Source organism: Pseudomonas sp. 39004, assembly GCF_028682155.1.
In the GTDB taxonomy this organism is placed as follows: domain Bacteria; phylum Pseudomonadota; class Gammaproteobacteria; order Pseudomonadales; family Pseudomonadaceae; genus Aquipseudomonas; species Aquipseudomonas capeferrum.
In genome coordinates, this window is record NZ_JANIAG010000044.1 from 1 (window position 1) to 17,856 (window position 17,856).

General features: G+C 64.7%; 15 protein-coding genes. 1 reads left to right on the forward strand and 14 read right to left on the reverse strand.

The genetic code is table 11. The annotated features are described in order from the left end of the window. The coding region (locus tag NP534_RS10425; RefSeq protein ID WP_274098674.1) for a putative quorum-sensing-regulated virulence factor at positions 1-122 on the reverse strand (122 nt) is incomplete at its 3' end. A gap of 201 nt (positions 123-323) precedes the next feature. Here NP534_RS10425 and NP534_RS10430 point away from each other — a divergent pair. Continuing rightward, complete coding sequence (locus NP534_RS10430; protein WP_274098663.1) at positions 324-800, forward strand: ferritin-like domain-containing protein; 477 nt, start codon at positions 324-326, stop codon at positions 798-800. On the opposite strand, the gene NP534_RS10435 is transcribed toward NP534_RS10430, so the two are convergent. From NP534_RS10435 to NP534_RS10495, 13 genes are all read right to left on the reverse strand, one after another. After that, positions 797-2,293: a sensor domain-containing diguanylate cyclase gene (locus NP534_RS10435; RefSeq protein ID WP_274098664.1), complete on the reverse strand. Its 1,497-nt coding sequence runs from the start codon at positions 2,291-2,293 to the stop codon at positions 797-799. The genes NP534_RS10430 and NP534_RS10435 overlap by 4 nt on opposite strands. Positions 2,294-2,526: 233 nt before the next feature. Beyond that, entirely contained in the window at positions 2,527-3,861 is a 1,335-nt protein-coding gene (locus NP534_RS10440; RefSeq protein ID WP_274098665.1) for an OprD family porin, read from the reverse strand. Positions 3,862-4,065: 204 nt separating this feature from the next. After that, positions 4,066-4,290 (reverse strand): hypothetical protein, encoded by a 225-nt coding sequence (locus NP534_RS10445; RefSeq protein WP_033701248.1) that lies wholly within the window; start codon positions 4,288-4,290, stop codon positions 4,066-4,068. 130 nt (positions 4,291-4,420) lie between these two features. Beyond that, positions 4,421-5,833 carry a heavy metal sensor histidine kinase gene (locus tag NP534_RS10450; protein WP_274098666.1) on the reverse strand — a complete coding sequence of 471 codons (1,413 nt, stop codon included), beginning with the start codon at positions 5,831-5,833 and terminating at the stop codon, positions 4,421-4,423. Next, complete coding sequence (locus NP534_RS10455) at positions 5,808-6,482, reverse strand: heavy metal response regulator transcription factor (protein WP_274098667.1); 675 nt, start codon at positions 6,480-6,482, stop codon at positions 5,808-5,810. The genes NP534_RS10450 and NP534_RS10455 overlap by 26 nt, the downstream gene beginning before the upstream one ends. A gap of 9 nt (positions 6,483-6,491) precedes the next feature. Further along, a complete protein-coding gene (locus tag NP534_RS10460; RefSeq protein ID WP_274098668.1) occupies positions 6,492-9,584 on the reverse strand; it encodes a multidrug efflux RND transporter permease subunit in 3,093 nt (1,030 codons plus the stop codon). After that, the gene (locus NP534_RS10465; RefSeq protein WP_274098669.1) at positions 9,581-10,744 is read right to left on the reverse strand and encodes an efflux RND transporter periplasmic adaptor subunit; all 1,164 of its coding nucleotides are present in this window, start codon (positions 10,742-10,744) and stop codon (positions 9,581-9,583) included. The genes NP534_RS10460 and NP534_RS10465 overlap by 4 nt, the downstream gene beginning before the upstream one ends. 160 nt (positions 10,745-10,904) lie before the next feature. Further along, the gene (locus NP534_RS10470) at positions 10,905-11,639 is read right to left on the reverse strand and encodes a YkgJ family cysteine cluster protein (protein WP_274098670.1); all 735 of its coding nucleotides are present in this window, start codon (positions 11,637-11,639) and stop codon (positions 10,905-10,907) included. Then, positions 11,636-11,947, reverse strand: a complete 312-nt coding sequence (locus tag NP534_RS10475; RefSeq protein WP_033701241.1) for a hypothetical protein — start codon at positions 11,945-11,947, stop codon at positions 11,636-11,638. Before NP534_RS10475 ends, NP534_RS10470 begins: the two co-directional genes overlap by 4 nt. Positions 11,948-12,035: 88 nt before the next feature. Further along, complete coding sequence (locus NP534_RS10480) at positions 12,036-12,935, reverse strand: chemotaxis protein (RefSeq protein ID WP_274098671.1); 900 nt, start codon at positions 12,933-12,935, stop codon at positions 12,036-12,038. A gap of 118 nt (positions 12,936-13,053) precedes the next feature. Further along, positions 13,054-14,238, reverse strand: a complete 1,185-nt coding sequence (locus NP534_RS10485) for an HlyD family type I secretion periplasmic adaptor subunit (RefSeq protein WP_033701238.1) — start codon at positions 14,236-14,238, stop codon at positions 13,054-13,056. Beyond that, a complete protein-coding gene (locus tag NP534_RS10490) occupies positions 14,235-16,397 on the reverse strand; it encodes a type I secretion system permease/ATPase (RefSeq protein ID WP_047582717.1) in 2,163 nt (720 codons plus the stop codon). The genes NP534_RS10485 and NP534_RS10490 overlap by 4 nt, the downstream gene beginning before the upstream one ends. After that, a complete protein-coding gene (locus NP534_RS10495) occupies positions 16,394-17,830 on the reverse strand; it encodes a TolC family outer membrane protein (RefSeq protein WP_274098672.1) in 1,437 nt (478 codons plus the stop codon). The genes NP534_RS10490 and NP534_RS10495 overlap by 4 nt, the downstream gene beginning before the upstream one ends. Between the last annotated feature and the right edge of the window lie 26 nt (positions 17,831-17,856).

Sequence of the window (17,856 nt, forward strand, 5' to 3'; positions counted from 1 at the left end):
GGGAAGCCCTTGCGCGCAAACCAGGCCAGGTAGTCGCCCGGCAAATCGGCAATGATGCGGCCTTGGTACTTGCCAAAGGGCATGGTCCGGGTGACCAGCAGTTCGAGGGTTTCCGGTTTCATCGGCGCACCTGGCTGTGGAAAAGCGCCGACCATACTGCAATCTGCACGAAGGCCCAAGCGGCAATCATGCAGAACGCCGCTTCGAGCATGGCTGGGCTATTATTTAAGTAATTGATTTAAAAGGATTTAATTCTAAAACAAGGGTTGGCACGAACGCTGCTCCATTACAGATGACTATCACCTGCCAAGGAGTTCGTGAACATGAGCAACCCCAACAAAGACGTGATCGATGTGCTCAACGACTTGATCGAATACAGCAAGGATGGCGAAAAAGGCTTCAAGGCCTCGGCCGATGATGTGAAAAACCCCGAGCTGAAAGCCTTCTTCGTCCAGCGCGCCGGTGAATGTGGCAACGCCGCCGGCGAGCTGCAAAGCGAAGTACGCCGCCTGGGTGGCGACCCTGAGACATCCACCAGCATCAGCGGTGACCTGCACCGTGGCTGGGTCAACCTCAAGGCGATGGTCACCGGCAAGGATGAAGAGGCCGTGCTGAACGAGGTCGAGCGGGGCGAGGACCATGCCCTGAAAGCCTACAAGGAAGCCCGTGAGAAACTGGTCAAACTGGGCCGTGCTGCCAGCGATCCGAGCTACGCCCTGGTGGAAAAACAGCTGCAAGGTGTGCAGCGTAACCACGACCAGGTCAAGGCACTGCGTAACGCCGCCCGCGCCCGTTCCTAAAGCGTAGGCCCCTCTACCCGGTTGCGGCCATTGGCCTTTGCCCGGTAGAGCGCCTCGTCCGCAGCCCCCAGTACGCTCGCCAGATCGTGCTGGGGGCCTGCTTCGTACAGGCCTATGCCGATGCTCACCGTCACTGCGCGGGTGTCATTGGCAAACGGCGCCAGCGCCGCCACGCTGCTGCGAATACGTTCGGCCAGCAGCCGCGCCCCGGTCAGATCGGTCTCGGGCAAGATCACCTGAAACTCCTCCCCACCATAACGCGCCGCCAGGTCCGCCGGGCGCCTGATGCAGGCCTCGATGCACTTGGCTACTTCACGCAGTGCATGGTCACCCCCGGCATGGCCGTGGCGTTGGTTGAACGCCTTGAAATGGTCCACATCCACCATCAGCACCGCCAACGGTTTGTGGTTGCGTTGCGCGCGCGCCCACTCCAGGCGCAGCACCTGATCCAGCCGACGGCGGTTGGCCAGTCCGGTCAGGCTATCGGTGGCGGCCAGTGTCGCCAGGCCCAACTCGGCCTCGTGGCGACGGCGCAGTTCGCGGCCCAGCAACAAGGTCAGCCAGAGCAGGCCCATGCACAGCACGCCCGTGGCCACGCCGACCACAATTGCGGTACGCCGCCACGACTGGAACACTTCGTCGGCCGAGTGCACCACCAACACGATCAGTGGCAAGTCGGCCACGCGGGCGAAGGTGTACATGCGTGAGGTGCCGTGGGTGGCGGAGCGGGCGGTGAAGCTGCCACTGCGCTCGCCAAGGATGCGCTTGAAGTTGGGCCGCTCGGCATAGAGGGTGCCGATCAGCGGGTCTTGCGGGCGCGTGGGCTGGCGGGCCAGCAGTTGGCCGTCGGTATTGAACAGGTTGATGCTGCTGTCATCGCCGATGTCCAGGCGTTTGAACAGTTCGCTGAAGTACGAGAGGCGCAGGGCGCCCGCCACCAGGCCGGCAAATTCGCCATCGGGGCCGGAGATGCGCCGGCTGAAACTGATGCACCAGTCCAGGTCGCCCAGCCTGGCCTTGAACGGCGGGCCAACCAGCAAGCCGAGGTCGGCATTGTGTAAATGGGCCTGGAACACCCCGGTGTCGCTGAAGTTGGCCTTGCGCGGTACGGTGCTGGTGGAATCGCCCACCACGTTGCCTTGCTTGTCGAGCCAGAGCACGTCACCGCGCTTGCGGTCGACGAACGCTTCATTGAACAACAGGCGTTGGCGTAGCACACCGGGGATCTCCGGCAGTTCCTTGCGCCCGACCGCCCAGATCAAGCCCTGCAACGACTGATCGTAAAGCTCGGCGTTGCGCAGGATGTCGCTTTCGATCAGTTGGACGATGTTGTTGGAGGCGCGGATGGCCGACAGTTCGACGCTTTCGCGCTCACGGGCCAGCAGGTAACTGACGATGGCCACGATGGCGAGCACGGCAAGGCAACTGCCCAGGTTGAGGATCAGCTCGGGGTGCGACCTGTAGAGTGCGAAACGCGGTGATCGGGTGAGCATGCTCGCTACTGCTGAGGCAGGGCCATTCGCGGCGGCAACATTCTAGGGAACTGGGGATTGTCGGACAAGATTTGTCCGACGGAATCACGCGCTTGTTTGGCTGGAAGTGGGCGGTGCCTGTGAGATCGAGCGCCGCGCGGGCGGCGCTCGATCTAGAGGGCGCTGGAACAATCAAGACATGCACCCGTGCGCCCCTGATCCCCTAACAGCGTCGCCCTCGCGCCTAACTCAGGTCAGAACACGTTCAACGGATAATCGACGATCACCCGCAGTTCGTCGTTGTCGCTGTTGCTGTCGATCGACGCATAGCCCTGGCTGCCCCGGTGGGCGGCGTAACGCACCAGCACCGAGAGGTCCTTGAAGTCGCCTTCCTGGAACACGTATTTCACGTCCAGGTCACGCTCCCAGTGCATGGCATTCTTGCCATCGGCGCGGTAGTAGTCGTAATGGGTGTTGTTCTGGTCGGCTTTGGTCAGGTCTGCCTCGCCGCGCGAGTACGACAGCGTCGTGCTCAGGCCGGGGATGCCCAGGCCTGCGAAGTTGTAGCCGTACTGCAGCTTCCACGAGCGCTCGTTGGGCGCGTTGAAGTCCGAGTACATGCGCGAGTTGTCCAGGTACACGCTGTCGCCCAGGTTGATGTAGTCGAACGGCGTATCGCCATTGACCCGCTGGTAGGCAGCCGTGACGCTGTGGAACCCGGCGTTGACGGTGAAGTGCACGCTGTAGGTGTTGTTGTCGATCTTGCCCAGCAGGGCCTGGCCGGTGTCCTGGGTGTGGTAGAAGTGCACACCCGGGTTGAGGCTGACCAGGTCGTTGACCACATAGGTGTAGTCGAAGTCGGCGTAGTACTGGTTCCAGATGTCCTTCAGCTCGGCGGCGTACAGGTTGGCGGTGATGTTTTCGCTACCGCTCCACGCTGCGCCGGCCCAGTTCAGGTGCTTGCTCTTGTCGTGTTCGTCCAGCGAGCCGTAGTAGGTGTCGATGCGGCGGTGGCCGCTCTGGTTGTACGGCTTGGTGAAGCTGACCTGGCCGCCTTCGAGCAGCAGGCCGTCGATGCTGGTGTTGGTCAGGCTCACACCGCGGAAGGTCTGCGGCAGCATGCGGGTTTCGCCACCGGCGATCACCGGGTTGGTGAGGAACAGGTCACCGGCCTTCAGCTCGGTGTCAAAACCCTTGAGTTTGACTGCTGCACCTGCGGTAGAGAACGAATGCGGGGCCGCGCCCAGTTCGCCGTCGTCCTTCACATGCTGCGGCAGAATGCTGGTGCCAGCATGGCCGCCACCGCCATCGAGCTTGAGGCCCAGCATGGCATGGGCGTCCACGCCGAAGCCGATCACGCCGGGGGTATAGCCCGACTCGAAGCGCGCCACTGCGCCCTGGCCCCACTCGCGGGTGTCGCGCGCGCCGGCATTGTGGTTGTCGCGGTTGAAGTAGGCATTACGAAAATGCAGGTTCAGGGAAGACCCTTCGATGAAGCCATCAGCCTTGTCTTCATCTGCCTGGGCGGCGAAAGGCATCGTTGCAGTCAATGCAATGAAAAACGGGGTAAAGCGAAACGCGGAAGGCACCGGTACTAGCTCCTTTGGTCTGACGGTGGGGCAGTTTTTATTTTTGAATGTGCAACTTTCTTATGAGTGACGTTGCCGCCGGGCTGATAGTTAAAACACATAAAAAAAGCCGCTGATTGGCAGCGGCTTTAAAAGGCTAACATATCGGCACCTAAGGTGCCCATGGCGTAGCCAAGGGAAAACGGGAGCAGGTACGGCGGCCGATCAGCTGTCGGCATTGGCGTCGCTGGACACCTTGGAAGCGGTCTGGTTTGCGTCTTTTACGGCATCGGCCTGTTGTGCGGCTACAGCGTCGCGGGCCTCTTGATGGACGGCGGCGAGCTCTGCATTACGGGCGACGAAAGCTGGGGATTCTTCGGCCATGGCCAGGGGCGACAACAACAGGGAAGACAGGACGAAGACGCTGGCAATACCCATACTGTTGGACATTTGAAACTACCTTCTTGCGATGCAAGTGCTAATGAGGACAGGGCTAAAGTTAGTCCCTTCAGGGCACTTGAAACAGAGCGAAGTACGATAAGCACTGTTGCGCAAAAGGTAACGATCATGCGGCGAAAGTTCAGGCTTCTGCGGCAAACCCGCGCAGTTGAGCGCTTGGCAGGCGAATGCCGAAGGTGTTGGCGCCTGCTTCGCTGCGTACAAAAACCTCGCCGCCATGCATCAACGCAATCGCTTTGACGATGGCCAAGCCCAAACCATGGTTGCCACCCCCACTGTTGCTGCGCGCTGCATCCACCCGATAGAAGCGCTCGAACAGCAGCGGCAGGTGTGCGTCTTCGATCGCCGGGCCCGGGTTGCTCACGGCGATGCTGACCTGGCCCGGCCCGCTGTCGATCCGCACCTGGATCACCTGGTTGGGCGCGGTGTGCTGCACGGCATTGTTCAGCAGGTTGATCAGCGCCCGGCGCAGCTGGGCTTTCTCGATGGGCGCCTGGGCATCGCCACTGACCGCGACGCGGACCTGTGCGTCTTCGAGGATGTAGTCCAGGTAGTCCAGCGTGGTCGCCACTTCCTCGGCCAGCGAGGCCTGGGTCAGTGCGGTGGCCTTGCTGCCCTGGTCGGCGCTGGCCAAAAACAGCATGTCGTTGATGATGCTGCGCAGGCGCTCCAGCTCTTCGAGGTTCGATTGCAGCACTTCGAAGTAGTGCTCGGCGCTGCGGCCGCGGGTCAGCGCCACCTGGGTCTGGCCAATCAGGTTGGTCAGCGGCGAGCGCAGCTCGTGGGCGACGTCGGCGTTGAACGCCTCCAGCCGAGAGTAGGCCTGGCTGACGCGGTCGAGCGCGGCGTTGAAGGCCCCGGCGAACTGCGCCAGCTCCGGGGCCAGGTCGTGGGTTTGCAGGCGCCCGTCCAGGCGTGGCGGCGCCAATGCCTGGGCTTCGTTGGACAGTGCCAGCAACGGGCGCAGGCCGATGCGCGCCACCCAGTAGCCGAGCACCGAGGCCAGCAGCACGCCGAGCACCGCCAAGCCAACGATGGCCACCAGCAGGCTGTGCTGCGCCTGCCAGAAGGTCTCGGTGTCGATGCCGATCAGAAAGCGCAGCGGTGGGCGCTCGGCCAGCGCCGGCAACTCGCTGACCAGCACCTTGTAAGGGTAGGGCTGGCCGGGCAGGCGCAGGTCGCGCATGCCCGGCGGGCCTTCGGCAAATGCGCGAACCAGCTCGCTGGGGTGGCCATAGTCGTAGGCCGGGTCGCTGCTGACTACCCAGAAGCGGATGCGCTTGTCCTCTTCACTGAGCAGGTTGAGCTTGTTGCTGACCTTGGCCCAGTGTTCGGCCGTGCCGAAACGGTTGAGGGTGGACTCCAGCACACTGAAACGCGCATCCAGCTCGGCGGCCGGCAGAAGGTCGAGGCTGCGATCGACCTGGCGGTACAGCGCCGTACCGATCAGCAGGAACACGCTCACTGCCACCAGGATGAACAGCACCGACAGGCGCAGTGCGATGGAGTTAGCCCGCACGGTTTTCCAGGACATAGCCCATGCCTCGGATGGTGTGCAGCAGCTTGTGGTCGAATGGCCCGTCGAGCTTGGCGCGCAGGCGCTTGATCGCCACTTCGACGACATTCGCGTCACTGTCGAAGTTGATGTCCCAGACCAGCTCGGCAATCGCGGTCTTGGACAGGATTTCGCCCTGGCGGCGGGCCAGCACACTGAGCAGCGAGAACTCCTTGGCGGTCAGGTCCAGGCGTTGGCCGCCCCGGCTGGCCTTACGTGCCATCAGGTCGATCCACAGGTCGGCGACCTGTATCTGCAGCGGTTCGTGGCTGCTGCTGCGGCGGGTCAGGGCCTGCAGGCGGGCGACCAGTTCAAGGAAGGAAAAGGGCTTGCCCAGGTAATCATCGGCCCCTTCGCGTAGGCCATGGATGCGGTCTTCGACCCGCTCGCGGGCGGTCAGCATGATCACCGGCGTCTGCTTGCGCGCCCGCAAGGCGCGCAGCACGCCGTAGCCGTCCAGGCCCGGCAGCATCACGTCGAGCACGATTACCGCATAGTCACCTTCCAGGGCCAGGTGCAGGCCGTCGATGCCGTCACGCGCCAGGTCCACGGTAAAGCCTTGCTCGCTGAGGCCGCGATGCAGGTAATCGGCGGTTTTTTCTTCGTCTTCGATGATCAGCACACGCATGGTCTTGTCTCAACTGGCACTTGGCGCGGCCGCGTTGGCGGCCCGACGGCGATGGAACAGGCGCTCCAGGGCCAAGTATATGACTGGGGTGGTGAACAGCGTCAGGGCCTGGCTCACCAGCAACCCGCCGACCACGGCGATACCCAGCGGCTGGCGCAGCTCGGCACCAGCGCCGAAACCGAACATCAGCGGCACCGCGCCGAGCAGCGCGGCCAGGGTGGTCATGATGATCGGCCGAAAGCGCGTCAGGCAGGCCTGATGGATCGCCTGCTCGGGCGTCATGCCGTGATGGCGCTGGGCTTCAAGGGCGAAGTCGATCAAGAGGATGCCGTTTTTCTTGACGATGCCGATCAGCAGCACCACGCCGATCAAGCCCATGATGCTGAAGTCCTGGCCCATGGCCCAGAGCAGGATCAGCGCGCCCAGGCCCGCCGAGGGCAGGGTCGAGATGATGGTCAGCGGGTGGACAAAGCTCTCGTAGAGCACCCCGAGAATGATGTACACCGCCACCAGGGCGGCGAGGATCAGCCACGGCTGGCTCGACAGCGAGCTCTGGAAGGCCTGGGCCGCGCCCTGGAAGTTGCCACTGATCGAGTCGGGCATGCCCAGTTCGCGCTGGGTGCGCTCCAGGATGCTCACCGCATCGCCCAAGGCCACGCCAGGGGCCAGGTTGAACGACAGGTTGGCAGCCGGGAACAGCCCATCGTGGCTGATCGACAGCGGCCCGGTGCTGGGCGCGGCAACGTGGGCCACGGCAGACAACGGCACCATCTCGTTGCTCAGGGGCGAGCGCAGGTAGAAATAGTTGAGGCTCTCGGCCTTGCCACGCTGGCGCGCGTCCAGTTCCAGGATCACTTTGTACTGGTTGGTCTCGGTCTGGAATTCGCTGATCTGCCGTTGGCCGAAGGCGTCGTACAGCGCCTGGTCGACGTCGGTGGTGGTCAGGCCGAAGCGCGCGGCGGCCTGGCGGTCGATGTCGATGCGGGTGACGCTGGCCCCCAGTTGCAGGTCGTTGGACAGGTCGCGCAGTGCCGGGTTTTCACGCAGGCGGTCGGTCAGGCGCTGGGTCCACAGGTTCAATGCCACGCCGTCGTTGCTCTTGAGCACGTACTGGTACTGGGTGCGCGACGGGCCGGAACTGAGGTTGATGTCCTGGCCAGCGCGCATGTACAGGACGATGCCCGGCACCTGGGCGAGCTTGGGCCGCAGCCGGTCGATCAGCTCGCTGGCCGAGACATCGCGCTCGCCGCGGGGCTTGAGGGCGATCCAGAAGCGGCCATTGGCGATGGTCTGGTTGCTGCCGGTGACGCCGACCGAGTGCGAAAACGCACGCACGGCCGGGTCAGCTTCGATGATCTTGGCCAGGGCCTGGTGCTTTTCGATCATCGAAGGGTACGACACGTCCGCCGCCGCTTCGCTGGTGCCGAGAATGAAGCCGGTGTCCTGCAGCGGGAAGAAGCCCTTGGGGATGGCCACGTAACCCACCACGGCCAGGGCCAGAGTCAGGCCGAACACGCCGAGGGTCAGGCGCTGATGGGCCAGGGCGCGGTTCAGGCCTTTTTCGTACCACCTCACCAGGCGCTCGCCAAAGCCGCCGTGCTGCTCGCCGGCCGGGCGGCGCATGAACAACGCGCAGAGGGTGGGTGCCAGGGTCAGCGAGACCACCACCGAAATCAGGATGGTGGCTGTGGCGGTCAGGGCAAACTCTTTGAACAGACGCCCGACCACCCCGCCCATGAACAGCAGCGGGATAAATGCGGCAATCAGCGAGAAACTGATCGACACCACGGTGAAGCCGATTTCGCCGGCGCCCTTGAGTGCCGCCGTGCGGCTGTCGTCCCCCGCTTCGAGGTGGCGGTGGATGTTTTCCACCACGACGATGGCATCGTCCACCACGAACCCCACCGAAATGACGATGGCCACCAGGGTCAGGTTGTTCAGGCTGAAACCGAGTACGTACATCAGCGCGCAACTGGCAATCAGCGACACCCCGAGCACGCTGGACACCACCAGGGTCGCAGACCATTGACGCAGGAACAGCGCCATGACCCCGATCACCAGGGCCACAGCGATCATCAGGGTCAGCTCCACTTCGTGCAGCGAGGCGCGGATGGTTTGGGTGCGGTCCTGCAGGACCGACACCTCGATTGAAGCGGGGAGCATTTCCTGCAGCTTGGGCAGGGCGGCCAGCACCCGGTCCACGGTGTCGACGATATTGGCGCCGGGCTGGCGAAAGATCACCAGGTTCAACCCCGGCTGGTCCCCGGACCAGGCCTTGACGTAGGCGTTTTCGGCGCCGTTGATCACCTTGGCCACGTCGCGCAGGTGCACCGGCGCACCGTCGCGGTACGAGACGATCAGTTGGGCGTAGTCCTCGGGGTGGAACAGCTGGTCGTTGGCCGCGAGGGTCGACACGCTGTGCTCGCCGTACAGCGCGCCCTTGGCCAGGTTGAGGCTGGTCTGCTGGATGGCCAGGCGCAGGTCGGCGAGGGTCAGGCCGATGGCTGCCAGCTTCTCCGGTTGCGCCTGCACGCGGATGGCGGGGCGCAATTGCCCGGTGATATTGATCAGGCCGACCCCGTCGATCTGGCTCAGTTGGCGTGCCAACAGGGTTTCGGTGTAATCGCTCAGGTCATTGCCAGGCATCTGGTTCGAGCTGACGGTCAGCACCAGCACCGGGCTGTCGGCCGGGTTGACCTTGCGCCAGGTCGGCGGGTTGGGCAGGTCTTGCGGCAAGCGGGCCGTGGCGGTGTTGATCGCGGCCTGGACTTCCTGGGCCGCCGTGTCGATGTTCTTGTCGAGGGTGAACTGCAGAATCAGGTTGGTCGACCCCAGCGCGCTGCTGCTGGTCATCTGGGTCATGCCGGGGATGGCACTGAACTGCACCTCCAGCGGCGTGGCCACCGACGAGGCCATGGTTTCCGGGCTGGCCCCTGGCAACTGGGCGGTGACCTGAATGGTCGGGAAGTCGGCCTCGGGCAGCGGAGCCACCGGCAGGCGGGGGAAGGCAATGGCGCCCAGCAGCACCAGGGCGAAAGTCAGCAGCAAGGTAGCGATCGGGTGGTCGATGCACCAGGCCGAAACCCCGTTGCGCGCGTTCATGGCCGGCTCCGGCCGTCGGCCATTTCTGCGGGGGCCGGCGCATCGGTGGTGACTTCGACCCGCGAACCAGGCTTGAGCCGCGACTGGCCGTCGAGCACCAGGCGCTCGCCTGCCTTGACCCCGGCGATAACGTTCAGCCCGCTGTCCTGGTACAGCACCTTGACCGGCACGCTGGTCACCTTGTCACCGTCCAGGCGGTAGACGAAATGGCCGTCGACGCCGCGCTGCACCACGGGTGGCGGCACCACCAGGGCGTCTTCTTGCATTGCCGTGCGCAAGCGAATGGTGACCAGTTGGCCGGGCCACAGGCGCCCGTCCTTGTTGTCGAACTCGGCCTTTACCCGCACCGTGCCCGTGGTCGCCGAAATCTGGTTGTCGATCAGCGCCAAGTGGCCCTCACCGAGCAGGCTACGTTCGCCGTCGGCGTCCATATAGGCCTGCACCAATGCCGGATTAGGCGCCTTGAGCAGGCTTTGCAGGGTGGGCAGCATCTGTTGCGGCAGGGCGAACTCGACGGCGATCGGGTCGATCTGGGTCACGCTGAACAGGCCCTGGGTGTCGCTGCTGCGCACCAGGTTGCCGGGGTCGACGTTACGGATACCGACCCGGCCAGTCACCGGTGAGCGGATCTGCGTGTAGGACAGTTGGACTTCGGCGTTGGCGATGGCGGCCTGGTTGCCCTTGACCGTGGCCTGCAACTGGTTGACCAGGGCCTGCTGCTGGTCGAGGGTTTGCTTGGATACCCCGTCATCGGTACTCAGCAGGCGGTAGCGCTTGAGGTCGACACCGGCGACCTGGATCTGCGCCTGGCTCTGCCCGAGCTGCGCGCGCGCCTGGTCGAGGCTGGCGCGGATCGAACGGTCGTCGAGGGTGGCCAGCAGGTCGCCTTCCTTTACCCATTGGCCTTCCTTGACCAGCACCTGGGTCAGCACGCCTTCTACCTGTGCGCGGATTTCGACGCTGTGCAGCGACAGCACCGAGCCGATGGCGCTGGTATAGCGCGGCACGTCTTGTTGGGTGACGCTGACCACGCGCACGGGGATCGCTGCCTGGGCGCGGGGGGCGGGCGCTGGTTGACGCTGGCTGAACCAGACGCCCAGCGCTACCAGAATGAGCAGCGCCAAGGCGGCAAGGGTGACAGAGCGGGACGGACGTCGCATCGGGGGCGGGCACCTTGGCCAGAGGGGGGAGACGGTTGTCTGTACTCAAGCTTATAGCCCCTGGAGAGGGTCGGCAGCATGACGGCTGGCTGACAGCGGTGACAGTTTTGGGTTTGGCGAAGGTTTTGTGGTGGGGCCCCCCGCAATCCGCGTTACCCCCTCAAAACCCAATAAACGCGTAATAAACCGGCGTTTCAGAGATCGTGCTCAGCCCAACCCCCCGCAAGCGGGCCGTCAACGCTTCATCCTGCACATGCAGCGTCCACCGCGCCCCATTATCCTCCGGCACCTGCGCCAACGCTGCCGCAAAAGCCCCCATCTCCGGCAGATAAGCCGTAAACCCGTTCCCTTTCAGCGCACTGGTAGTCATGCCCAACGCCTGACAAACCGCAACCTTGGCCGCGATGTCATCACGATCCGCCTGGCGCGAAGCCTCCACCAGCGCCGCCAGCCCCGCGTCGGCCAGCTGGCTGCCATGAATCAGCGCCGGCCCCTGCTGCCAAGCCTCGGTCGGGCAGTCCTTGTTCTCGGGTCGCAGCGGAATATGCGGGTTGATTTCCACCGGGTAGATGCGACAGACCAGCGGGCGCGCGTCGTAAATGGTGCACAGGTCATTGTCGTCGAGGTTGCGACAGCGCCCCGGGTTGAATGCCGCGAAGGTCACCGAGACGCGAGCGACCGTGTCGCCGCAGGCCACCGGGTGGGAGCGGCGCAGCACATGCTCGCGTTGCTCCTCCGGCATGCCCGGGCCATCGGCCACGAAGGCTTCGATCAATACCACCACCTGGCCCGCAGACGCCGCCCATTGGCGCGCCTCGTCAAGAGTCAGCGGTACATGGTGGCCGGTGCAGCACTTGCCGCAGCCGGTGCAGGCGAAACGCAGGTTGTCGGTCACTTGGCTTCCGGGTTCCATTCGCTGACGAACGCGCGCTGGTGCTGGCGGTCGTAAAGGCACAATTCGGTGCCGCTACGTTGCTGCATGTGCTTTTGCGGGTAGACGCCTTCGATCAGCAGGGCACTCATGCCGACCTGGTCGTCGAATTCGGCGGGCTTGCCGCGCGCATGGGCGTCCTTGAACTGGCTGGCGGCAAGGCACGCCTTGAGCATCTGCTGGCGCTGCTCGTTCCAGGCCTGGCTGCTGGAGGCCTGGGCGACACCGCTGAACAGCGCGCAGGCGACTAGGAGGGAGCTGAAAAACTTCATACGCGATTCCGGCAAATATCTTCCGAGGGGAGCGAATTATGCCCGAGTCACCCCCGACGGCAAGCCGGGGAGTTTGTCGCTTGATGTATCAACGCTCGGCAAACACCACTGCCCGCGCCGCCAGCACCAGGCAATCGGTCAACTCCGGTGAGGAGAACTTGGTAAGGATGGCATTGGCCCCCGCCAGCCTGGCTTTTTCGCTGCTCATGGCGCTGTCGAGCGAGGTGTGCAGCAGGATATACAGGTGCTGAAAATCGGGCGTTTCACGCAGGGTACGGGTGAAAGCATAGCCGTCCATTTCGGACATCTCGATATCGGAGACGATGATGTTGATCTCCTGCGCGGTGCCCTGCAGTTCCAACAACACGTTGATGGCGTCCTTGGCGCTGCGTGCGGTATGGCATTCGATGCCCAGGTTGCGCAGGGTGTGCACCGACTGCTGCAAGGCCACCTGGCTGTCGTCCACCACCAGGATGTTGGCGGCGGCCAGCAGGCTTGCGTCTTCTTCGGTCAGGGCGCCGTGCTGTGGCTCGGCGGCAGGCGGGGCGATGGCATGGATGACCTTCTCGATGTCCAGTACCTGCACCAGCGCGTTGTCGACCCGGGTCACGCCGGTGATGAACGAGCGGTTGCCCGAACCGAAGGGCGGCGGTTTGATGTCGGTGCTCAGGCAATGCACGATGCGGCTCACGGCCTGTACATGCAGGCCCTGGCGCGAGCGGCTGATCTCGGTGACGATCAGGCAGCCGCCGTCCGGGTCGGCCAGCGGGCGCTCGCCGATGGCGCGGGACAGGTCGATGACCGACAGCGAGTTGCCGCGCAGGGTGGCCACACCTTTCACATGGGGGTGCGATTCGGGCAGCTTGGTCAGTGAAGGGCAGGGGATGATCTCGCTGACCTTGAGCAGGTTGATTGCCATCAGCTTGCCGCTGCGCAGGGTGAACAGCAGCAGGGACAGCGAATCCGCGCGGGCATTTTGCGTGGCCATGGTGACCTTCGTGGGAATAGGGGGATAACGGGTTATCGGCGTATTTGCGTCGGGCTTTAGTGGGCGTGTTGTCGATGCCTGGCTCTGATAGAGCGGGGGGCGCAAAGCGCCCCCACGATTACCGTTCGCGCAGGGCTTCCTTGGCCCGGTTCAACGGCTTGATCAGGTAGTCGAGGATGGTCTTCTCGCCCGTGCGGATATCCACCGTGGCAATCATCCCGGGCACGATCGCAAAGTGCTTGCCGGCCTTGTTCTGCAGGCTGTCCTGCTCGGTGCGGATAAACACCCGGTAGTAGTAGATCTCCGGCTTCACCTCGTCCTGCAGGGTATCCGGCGAGATGCCGACTACTTTGCCTTCCAGCCCGCCGTACACCGAGTAGTCATAGGCACTGATCTTGACCTTGGCCGCCTGGTCGGGGTGGATGAAGGCGATGTCCCGTGGTGCAATGCGGGTCTCGATCAGCAGGCGTTCGTCCATCGGCACGATCTTCATCACTTGCCCACCGGGCTGCACCACACCGCCCAAGGTATTGACCTCGATGTCCTTGACGATGCCGCGCACCGGTGAGCGCAGGGTCAGGCGCGTCAGCGAGTCGCTGCGCCCGCGGATCACCTCGGACAGGCTGTCGGCCTCGGCGCTGGCCTTGGCCAGTTCCTCGCGTGCACGCACCAGGTAATCGGAGCGCGCTTCGTTGGCCTTGAGCTGCAGTTCCGAGCGCTGGCGGTTCAAGCGGATCACCTCGACCCGGCTCGAGGCGCCCATCTTCGCCAGGTTCTCGGTGATCTTCAGCTCGCTGCGCACCAGTTGCAGCGAGTCCTCGATACCGGCCAGGGTCTGCTCCAGGCCACGGCGGCGGGTCTGGTACAGCGCGGTCTCGGCGTCGATCAGGTCAGGTGAGTCGCGCAGGCTGTCGGGGAACACCAATGGCTTGCCGGTCACTTCGGCCTGCAAGCGGGCCTGGCTGGCCTTGGCCGCGCGGTACTTGGCTTCGCTTTCGCCGACGCTGGAGGAGGTCTTGGTCGGGTCGAGCTGGGCCAGTACCTGCCCGCGGTCGACCAGGTCACCTTCGGCCACGCTCATCTGCGCGACGATGCCGCCCTCGAACGACTGGATCACCTGCTCGCGTGAACTGGGGATCACCTTGCCGGTGCCGGTGGACACTTCGGTCACCTCGAACCAGGCCGCCCAGGCCAGGAACGCTGCCAGCATCAGCGCACAGATCGTGATGATACGGCCGGCGCGGAACACTGCCTGGTCGTCCTGCCCGTCCAGGTAGGACGCCGGGAGTTCATGGTTGCTCATGCCTGGGCTCCTTGCAGTTTCGCCAGCGCGGCATCACGTTTGTCGTCGATGACGATGCGCCCGCCATCGAGCACGAGGATCCGGTCGACCCGCTGCAGCACGCTCAGGCGGTGGGTGGCGATCACCAGGGTGCGGCCCTGGCAGAAGCGTTCGAGGTTATCCAGCAGCTTGCGTTCGGTCATGTCGTCGAGGGATGCGGTGGGTTCGTCCAGCAACAGCACCTGCGGCTGGCGCACCAGCAGGCGTGACAGCACCAGGGCCTGGCGTTGGCCGCCGGACAGGCCCACGCCGCCTTCCAGGATCAAGTGGTCCATGCCTTTGGGCAGCCGCCGGACAAAGTCCAGCGCCCCCGTGGCGGCCAGGGCGGCGACCAACTCCTGATCACTGGCCTGGCCGGCACCCAGGGTAAGGTTTTCCCGCAGGGTGCCGTGGAACAGCCGCGAGTACTGCGGCAGCAGGCCGACATCGCGGCGCAGGTCGGCAGGGTCGAGGTGGGCCAGGGCGATGCCGTCCAGGTTGATTTCGCCCTGGACCAAGTCCATGGCACCGCCCAGGGCCTGCAGCAGGGTGGATTTACCGGCACCGTTACGGCCGAGCACGGCGATGCGTTCACCCGGCTGGATGTCCAGCTGGGCGATGCTCAGGACGGGCGGGGCTTCCGGGCTGTAGCGGAAGTTGGCCTGGCGCAGCTGATACTCGCCGCGAATGGCCGGCAGGTGTACCCGGGCTTCGTTTTCAGGGTGATCGACGGGTGATTGCATCAACTTGTCGAGGCCTTGCAGAGCCACCTTGGCCTGCTGCCAGCGGGTCAGTACATGGGTCAATTGTGCCAGCGGCGCCATCATGCGCGACGACAGCATCGACGCCGCCACCAGGCTACCGGTGGTGAGGTCGCCGGCGATCACCATCGGTGCGCCGATGACGATGACCACCGCAAACACCGCACCCTGCACGTTCTGCGTCCAGGTCACCAGGCCGTTGGTCAGGGTGCGCAGGCGCAGGTTGGTGTGGGCGCACGCGGCGTTGTACTGGTTCCATTGGCGCTCGAAGCGTGCCTCGGCTTGCAGTGCCTTGATTTCGTCCAGGCCCTGGATGCTCTCAACCAGCATGGCGTTACGCAGCGCCGACTCACGCATCGAGGCATTGGCCAGGCGGGCCAGGCGCCGTTGCGCGAGCAGGCCGGGCAGGACCATGGCCAGCAACGCCACCAGCGGGATGAACACCAGCACGCCGCCGATCAGCCAGAAGACGAACAGGAACAACAGGAAGAACGGCAGGTCGGCCAGGGCCGTGGCGGTGCTCGAGGTGATCAGGTCGCGGATCGACTCCAGCTCGCGTAACTGCGAGATGAACGAGCCGGTCGACTTGGGCCGCACCGAATTGCGCAGGCGCAAGGCATGCCCATAGACCAGGTCGGAGACGCGCAGGTCGGCGCGCTTGCCCAGCAGGTCGGTCACCTTCAGGCGCAGCAGGCGCATGCTGAAGTCGAACACCAGCGCCAGCACCACACCGCCAAACAGCACGTACAGCGTGGGCAGGGACTCGGCGGGGATCACCCGGTCGTACACCTGCATGGAAAACAGCACGCCGGCCAGGGCCAGCACGTTGGCCACCAGCGAGGCGACCATCACCTGCCCATACGGGCGCAGGTCGCGCAACACGATGCGGGCGAACCAGTGGCGGTCGTAGGGGGCGGTATAGTCGTCGGTGCGCACATCGCGCAACGGCCGCGCCGGGCGCAGCAGGGCAACCCGGGTGATGCGCCCTTTGAGCGTGTCGCGTGGCAGCCGTGAGGTCAGCCCCTGGTCACCGGCGAAGACCACCGCCAGGTCGTCCTCTTCGGTTACCGACTCGACCACTGCCAACTGGCCGTCGTCGAGTTCCAGTACCAGCGGCGTGCGCCATTGCCGCAGGCCTTTGGCATCGAAGCGCACGAAGCGCAGCGCCAGCCCGGCCTGGCGGGCCATGTGGCGAAGAATTTCATCCAGTGGGCGGGCATCTTCGACGGCCGCCAAGCGTATGCGTTGCGGCGACACGTCCAGGCGGTAGTGGTGCGCGACCTGAAGCATGACCTCAAGCCAAGGCCCCAGGTCTGGCCGTTGCTGGGCCGTTTGCTCCGGGGGCTGGCTGGGCAGGGTCACATTGACGGATTCGTTCATGGCTGGATCTCCACACCTTGCAGGTTACGCCCCTCGAGCCCGAAGGCCGTGCGCAGGGCGCCGGTGTTGTAAAGGCAGTCGACATCCAGGCGCAGCAGGTCGGAGCGGGTGCCGGCGAGTTCGAAGCGTGACTGGTAGATTTCCTGCTCGGCGTTGAGCAGGTCGAGCAGGGGCCGGGTGCCCAGGTCCAGGTACTGCCGGCCGTACAGCATGCGGGCCTCCTGAATGCTGACCTGACGGGCCTCCAGCGAACTGAGCCGACGGCCCAGCCCCGAAGTCTGCGCCATGGCCTCGGCCAGGCCGCGGCGGGCCTGCAGGCGGGCGGCATCCTCGGCCGAGTCGGCGGCAGTCAGCGCATGGCCGGCGGCGCGGCTGCGGGCGCTGATGGCACCACCCTGGTAGATGGGCACCTCGACGTTCAGGTAGATGCCCGCCTGGGTGCGGTCCATGCGCGAGTTGTCGCGGTCGTAGTCGTTGTCCAGGTAGTGGTTGATCTGCGGCTGCAGCGACACGGTGGGGTAGGCTTCGGCCTTGGCCTGGGCCAGTTCGGCCTGGCCTTGGGCACGCTGGGCCAAGGCCATCAGCACGGCGGGCAAGCGGTCGTCGCCTTGTGCCGGGCGCTTGCAGGCCTGGTTCAGCTCGGGTGGCGATGCTTCGGCCAGCGCCGGTGGCGTGACCCGCCCCAGCAACGACGCCAGGGTCGAGCGCCAGCGTTCGTACTGTGACTGGTATTCCTCCAGGGTGGCGCGCGCGCTTTCCACGCGGGACTCGGCCTGGACCACGTCGGAGCGGGTGCTGGCGCCCATGTCGCTGCGTTGGCGAGCCATGCCGGCGATGTCGCCGACCCCGCGGATCTGGTCGCGCGCAATGGTGATCAGTTGTTCGTAGCGGCGGGTTTCGACCCAGGCATAGGCGGTGTCGCGGGCCAGTTCGTCAACCACCAGCAGGATATTGGCCTGGGCGCGGGCGGCGGCGGCCTGGGCAGCGCTGACGGCGCTGTCGACCTTGCCGAAGTCGTAGAGCATCTGCTTGAGCGACAGGTTGAGCGCCTGGCTGTTGCGGTCGCCGCCGTAGCCGGTGTCATAGCCTGTGCGTACACCGCCGGAAATCTGCGGGTAGTAACCGGCGCGGGCAACATTGATGCCTTCGCCTTGCTTGTAGAGGTTGCCGATGGCTTCGGCGATGCTTGGGTGCCATTGCGCGGCTTGCAGCACCGCTTCGGTCAGGCCAAGGCGGTCGCCATTGGCGACGGGGGCCATGCCGATGGCAGGGCGGGCGGGCACTGCATCGGGCGCATCACGTAACAGTGATGGCCCGATCTGGCGCAGTTGTGGGTCGATGTCATCGGCCGCCTGGGCAGCCGTGTTGAAGTTCAGGGCCAGGAGCCCCAAGGCTCCCAGCAACAGCGGTGACAGCGGACTGCTTCGCTTCACATAGTTCCCTTACTGCTGTTCCGTCC

Bases quoted from the DNA above. Each gene is read 5' to 3' on its own strand.
- NP534_RS10455 (WP_274098667.1), bottom strand. From the start codon at position 6,482: ATGCGTGTGCTGATCATCGAAGACGAAGAAAAAACCGCCGATTACCTG.
- NP534_RS10485 (WP_033701238.1), bottom strand. From the start codon at position 14,238: ATGAGCAACCATGAACTCCCGGCGTCCTACCTGGACGGGCAGGACGAC.
- NP534_RS10480 (WP_274098671.1), bottom strand. From the start codon at position 12,935: ATGGCCACGCAAAATGCCCGCGCGGATTCGCTGTCCCTGCTGCTGTTC.
- NP534_RS10490 (WP_047582717.1), bottom strand. From the start codon at position 16,397: ATGAACGAATCCGTCAATGTGACCCTGCCCAGCCAGCCCCCGGAGCAA.
- NP534_RS10460 (WP_274098668.1), bottom strand. From the start codon at position 9,584: ATGAACGCGCGCAACGGGGTTTCGGCCTGGTGCATCGACCACCCGATC.
- NP534_RS10475 (WP_033701241.1), bottom strand. From the start codon at position 11,947: ATGAAGTTTTTCAGCTCCCTCCTAGTCGCCTGCGCGCTGTTCAGCGGT.
- NP534_RS10445 (WP_033701248.1), bottom strand. From the start codon at position 4,290: ATGTCCAACAGTATGGGTATTGCCAGCGTCTTCGTCCTGTCTTCCCTG.
- NP534_RS10430 (WP_274098663.1), top strand. From the start codon at position 324: ATGAGCAACCCCAACAAAGACGTGATCGATGTGCTCAACGACTTGATC.
- NP534_RS10450 (WP_274098666.1), bottom strand. From the start codon at position 5,833: ATGTCCTGGAAAACCGTGCGGGCTAACTCCATCGCACTGCGCCTGTCG.
- NP534_RS10465 (WP_274098669.1), bottom strand. From the start codon at position 10,744: ATGCGACGTCCGTCCCGCTCTGTCACCCTTGCCGCCTTGGCGCTGCTC.
- NP534_RS10435 (WP_274098664.1), bottom strand. From the start codon at position 2,293: ATGCTCACCCGATCACCGCGTTTCGCACTCTACAGGTCGCACCCCGAG.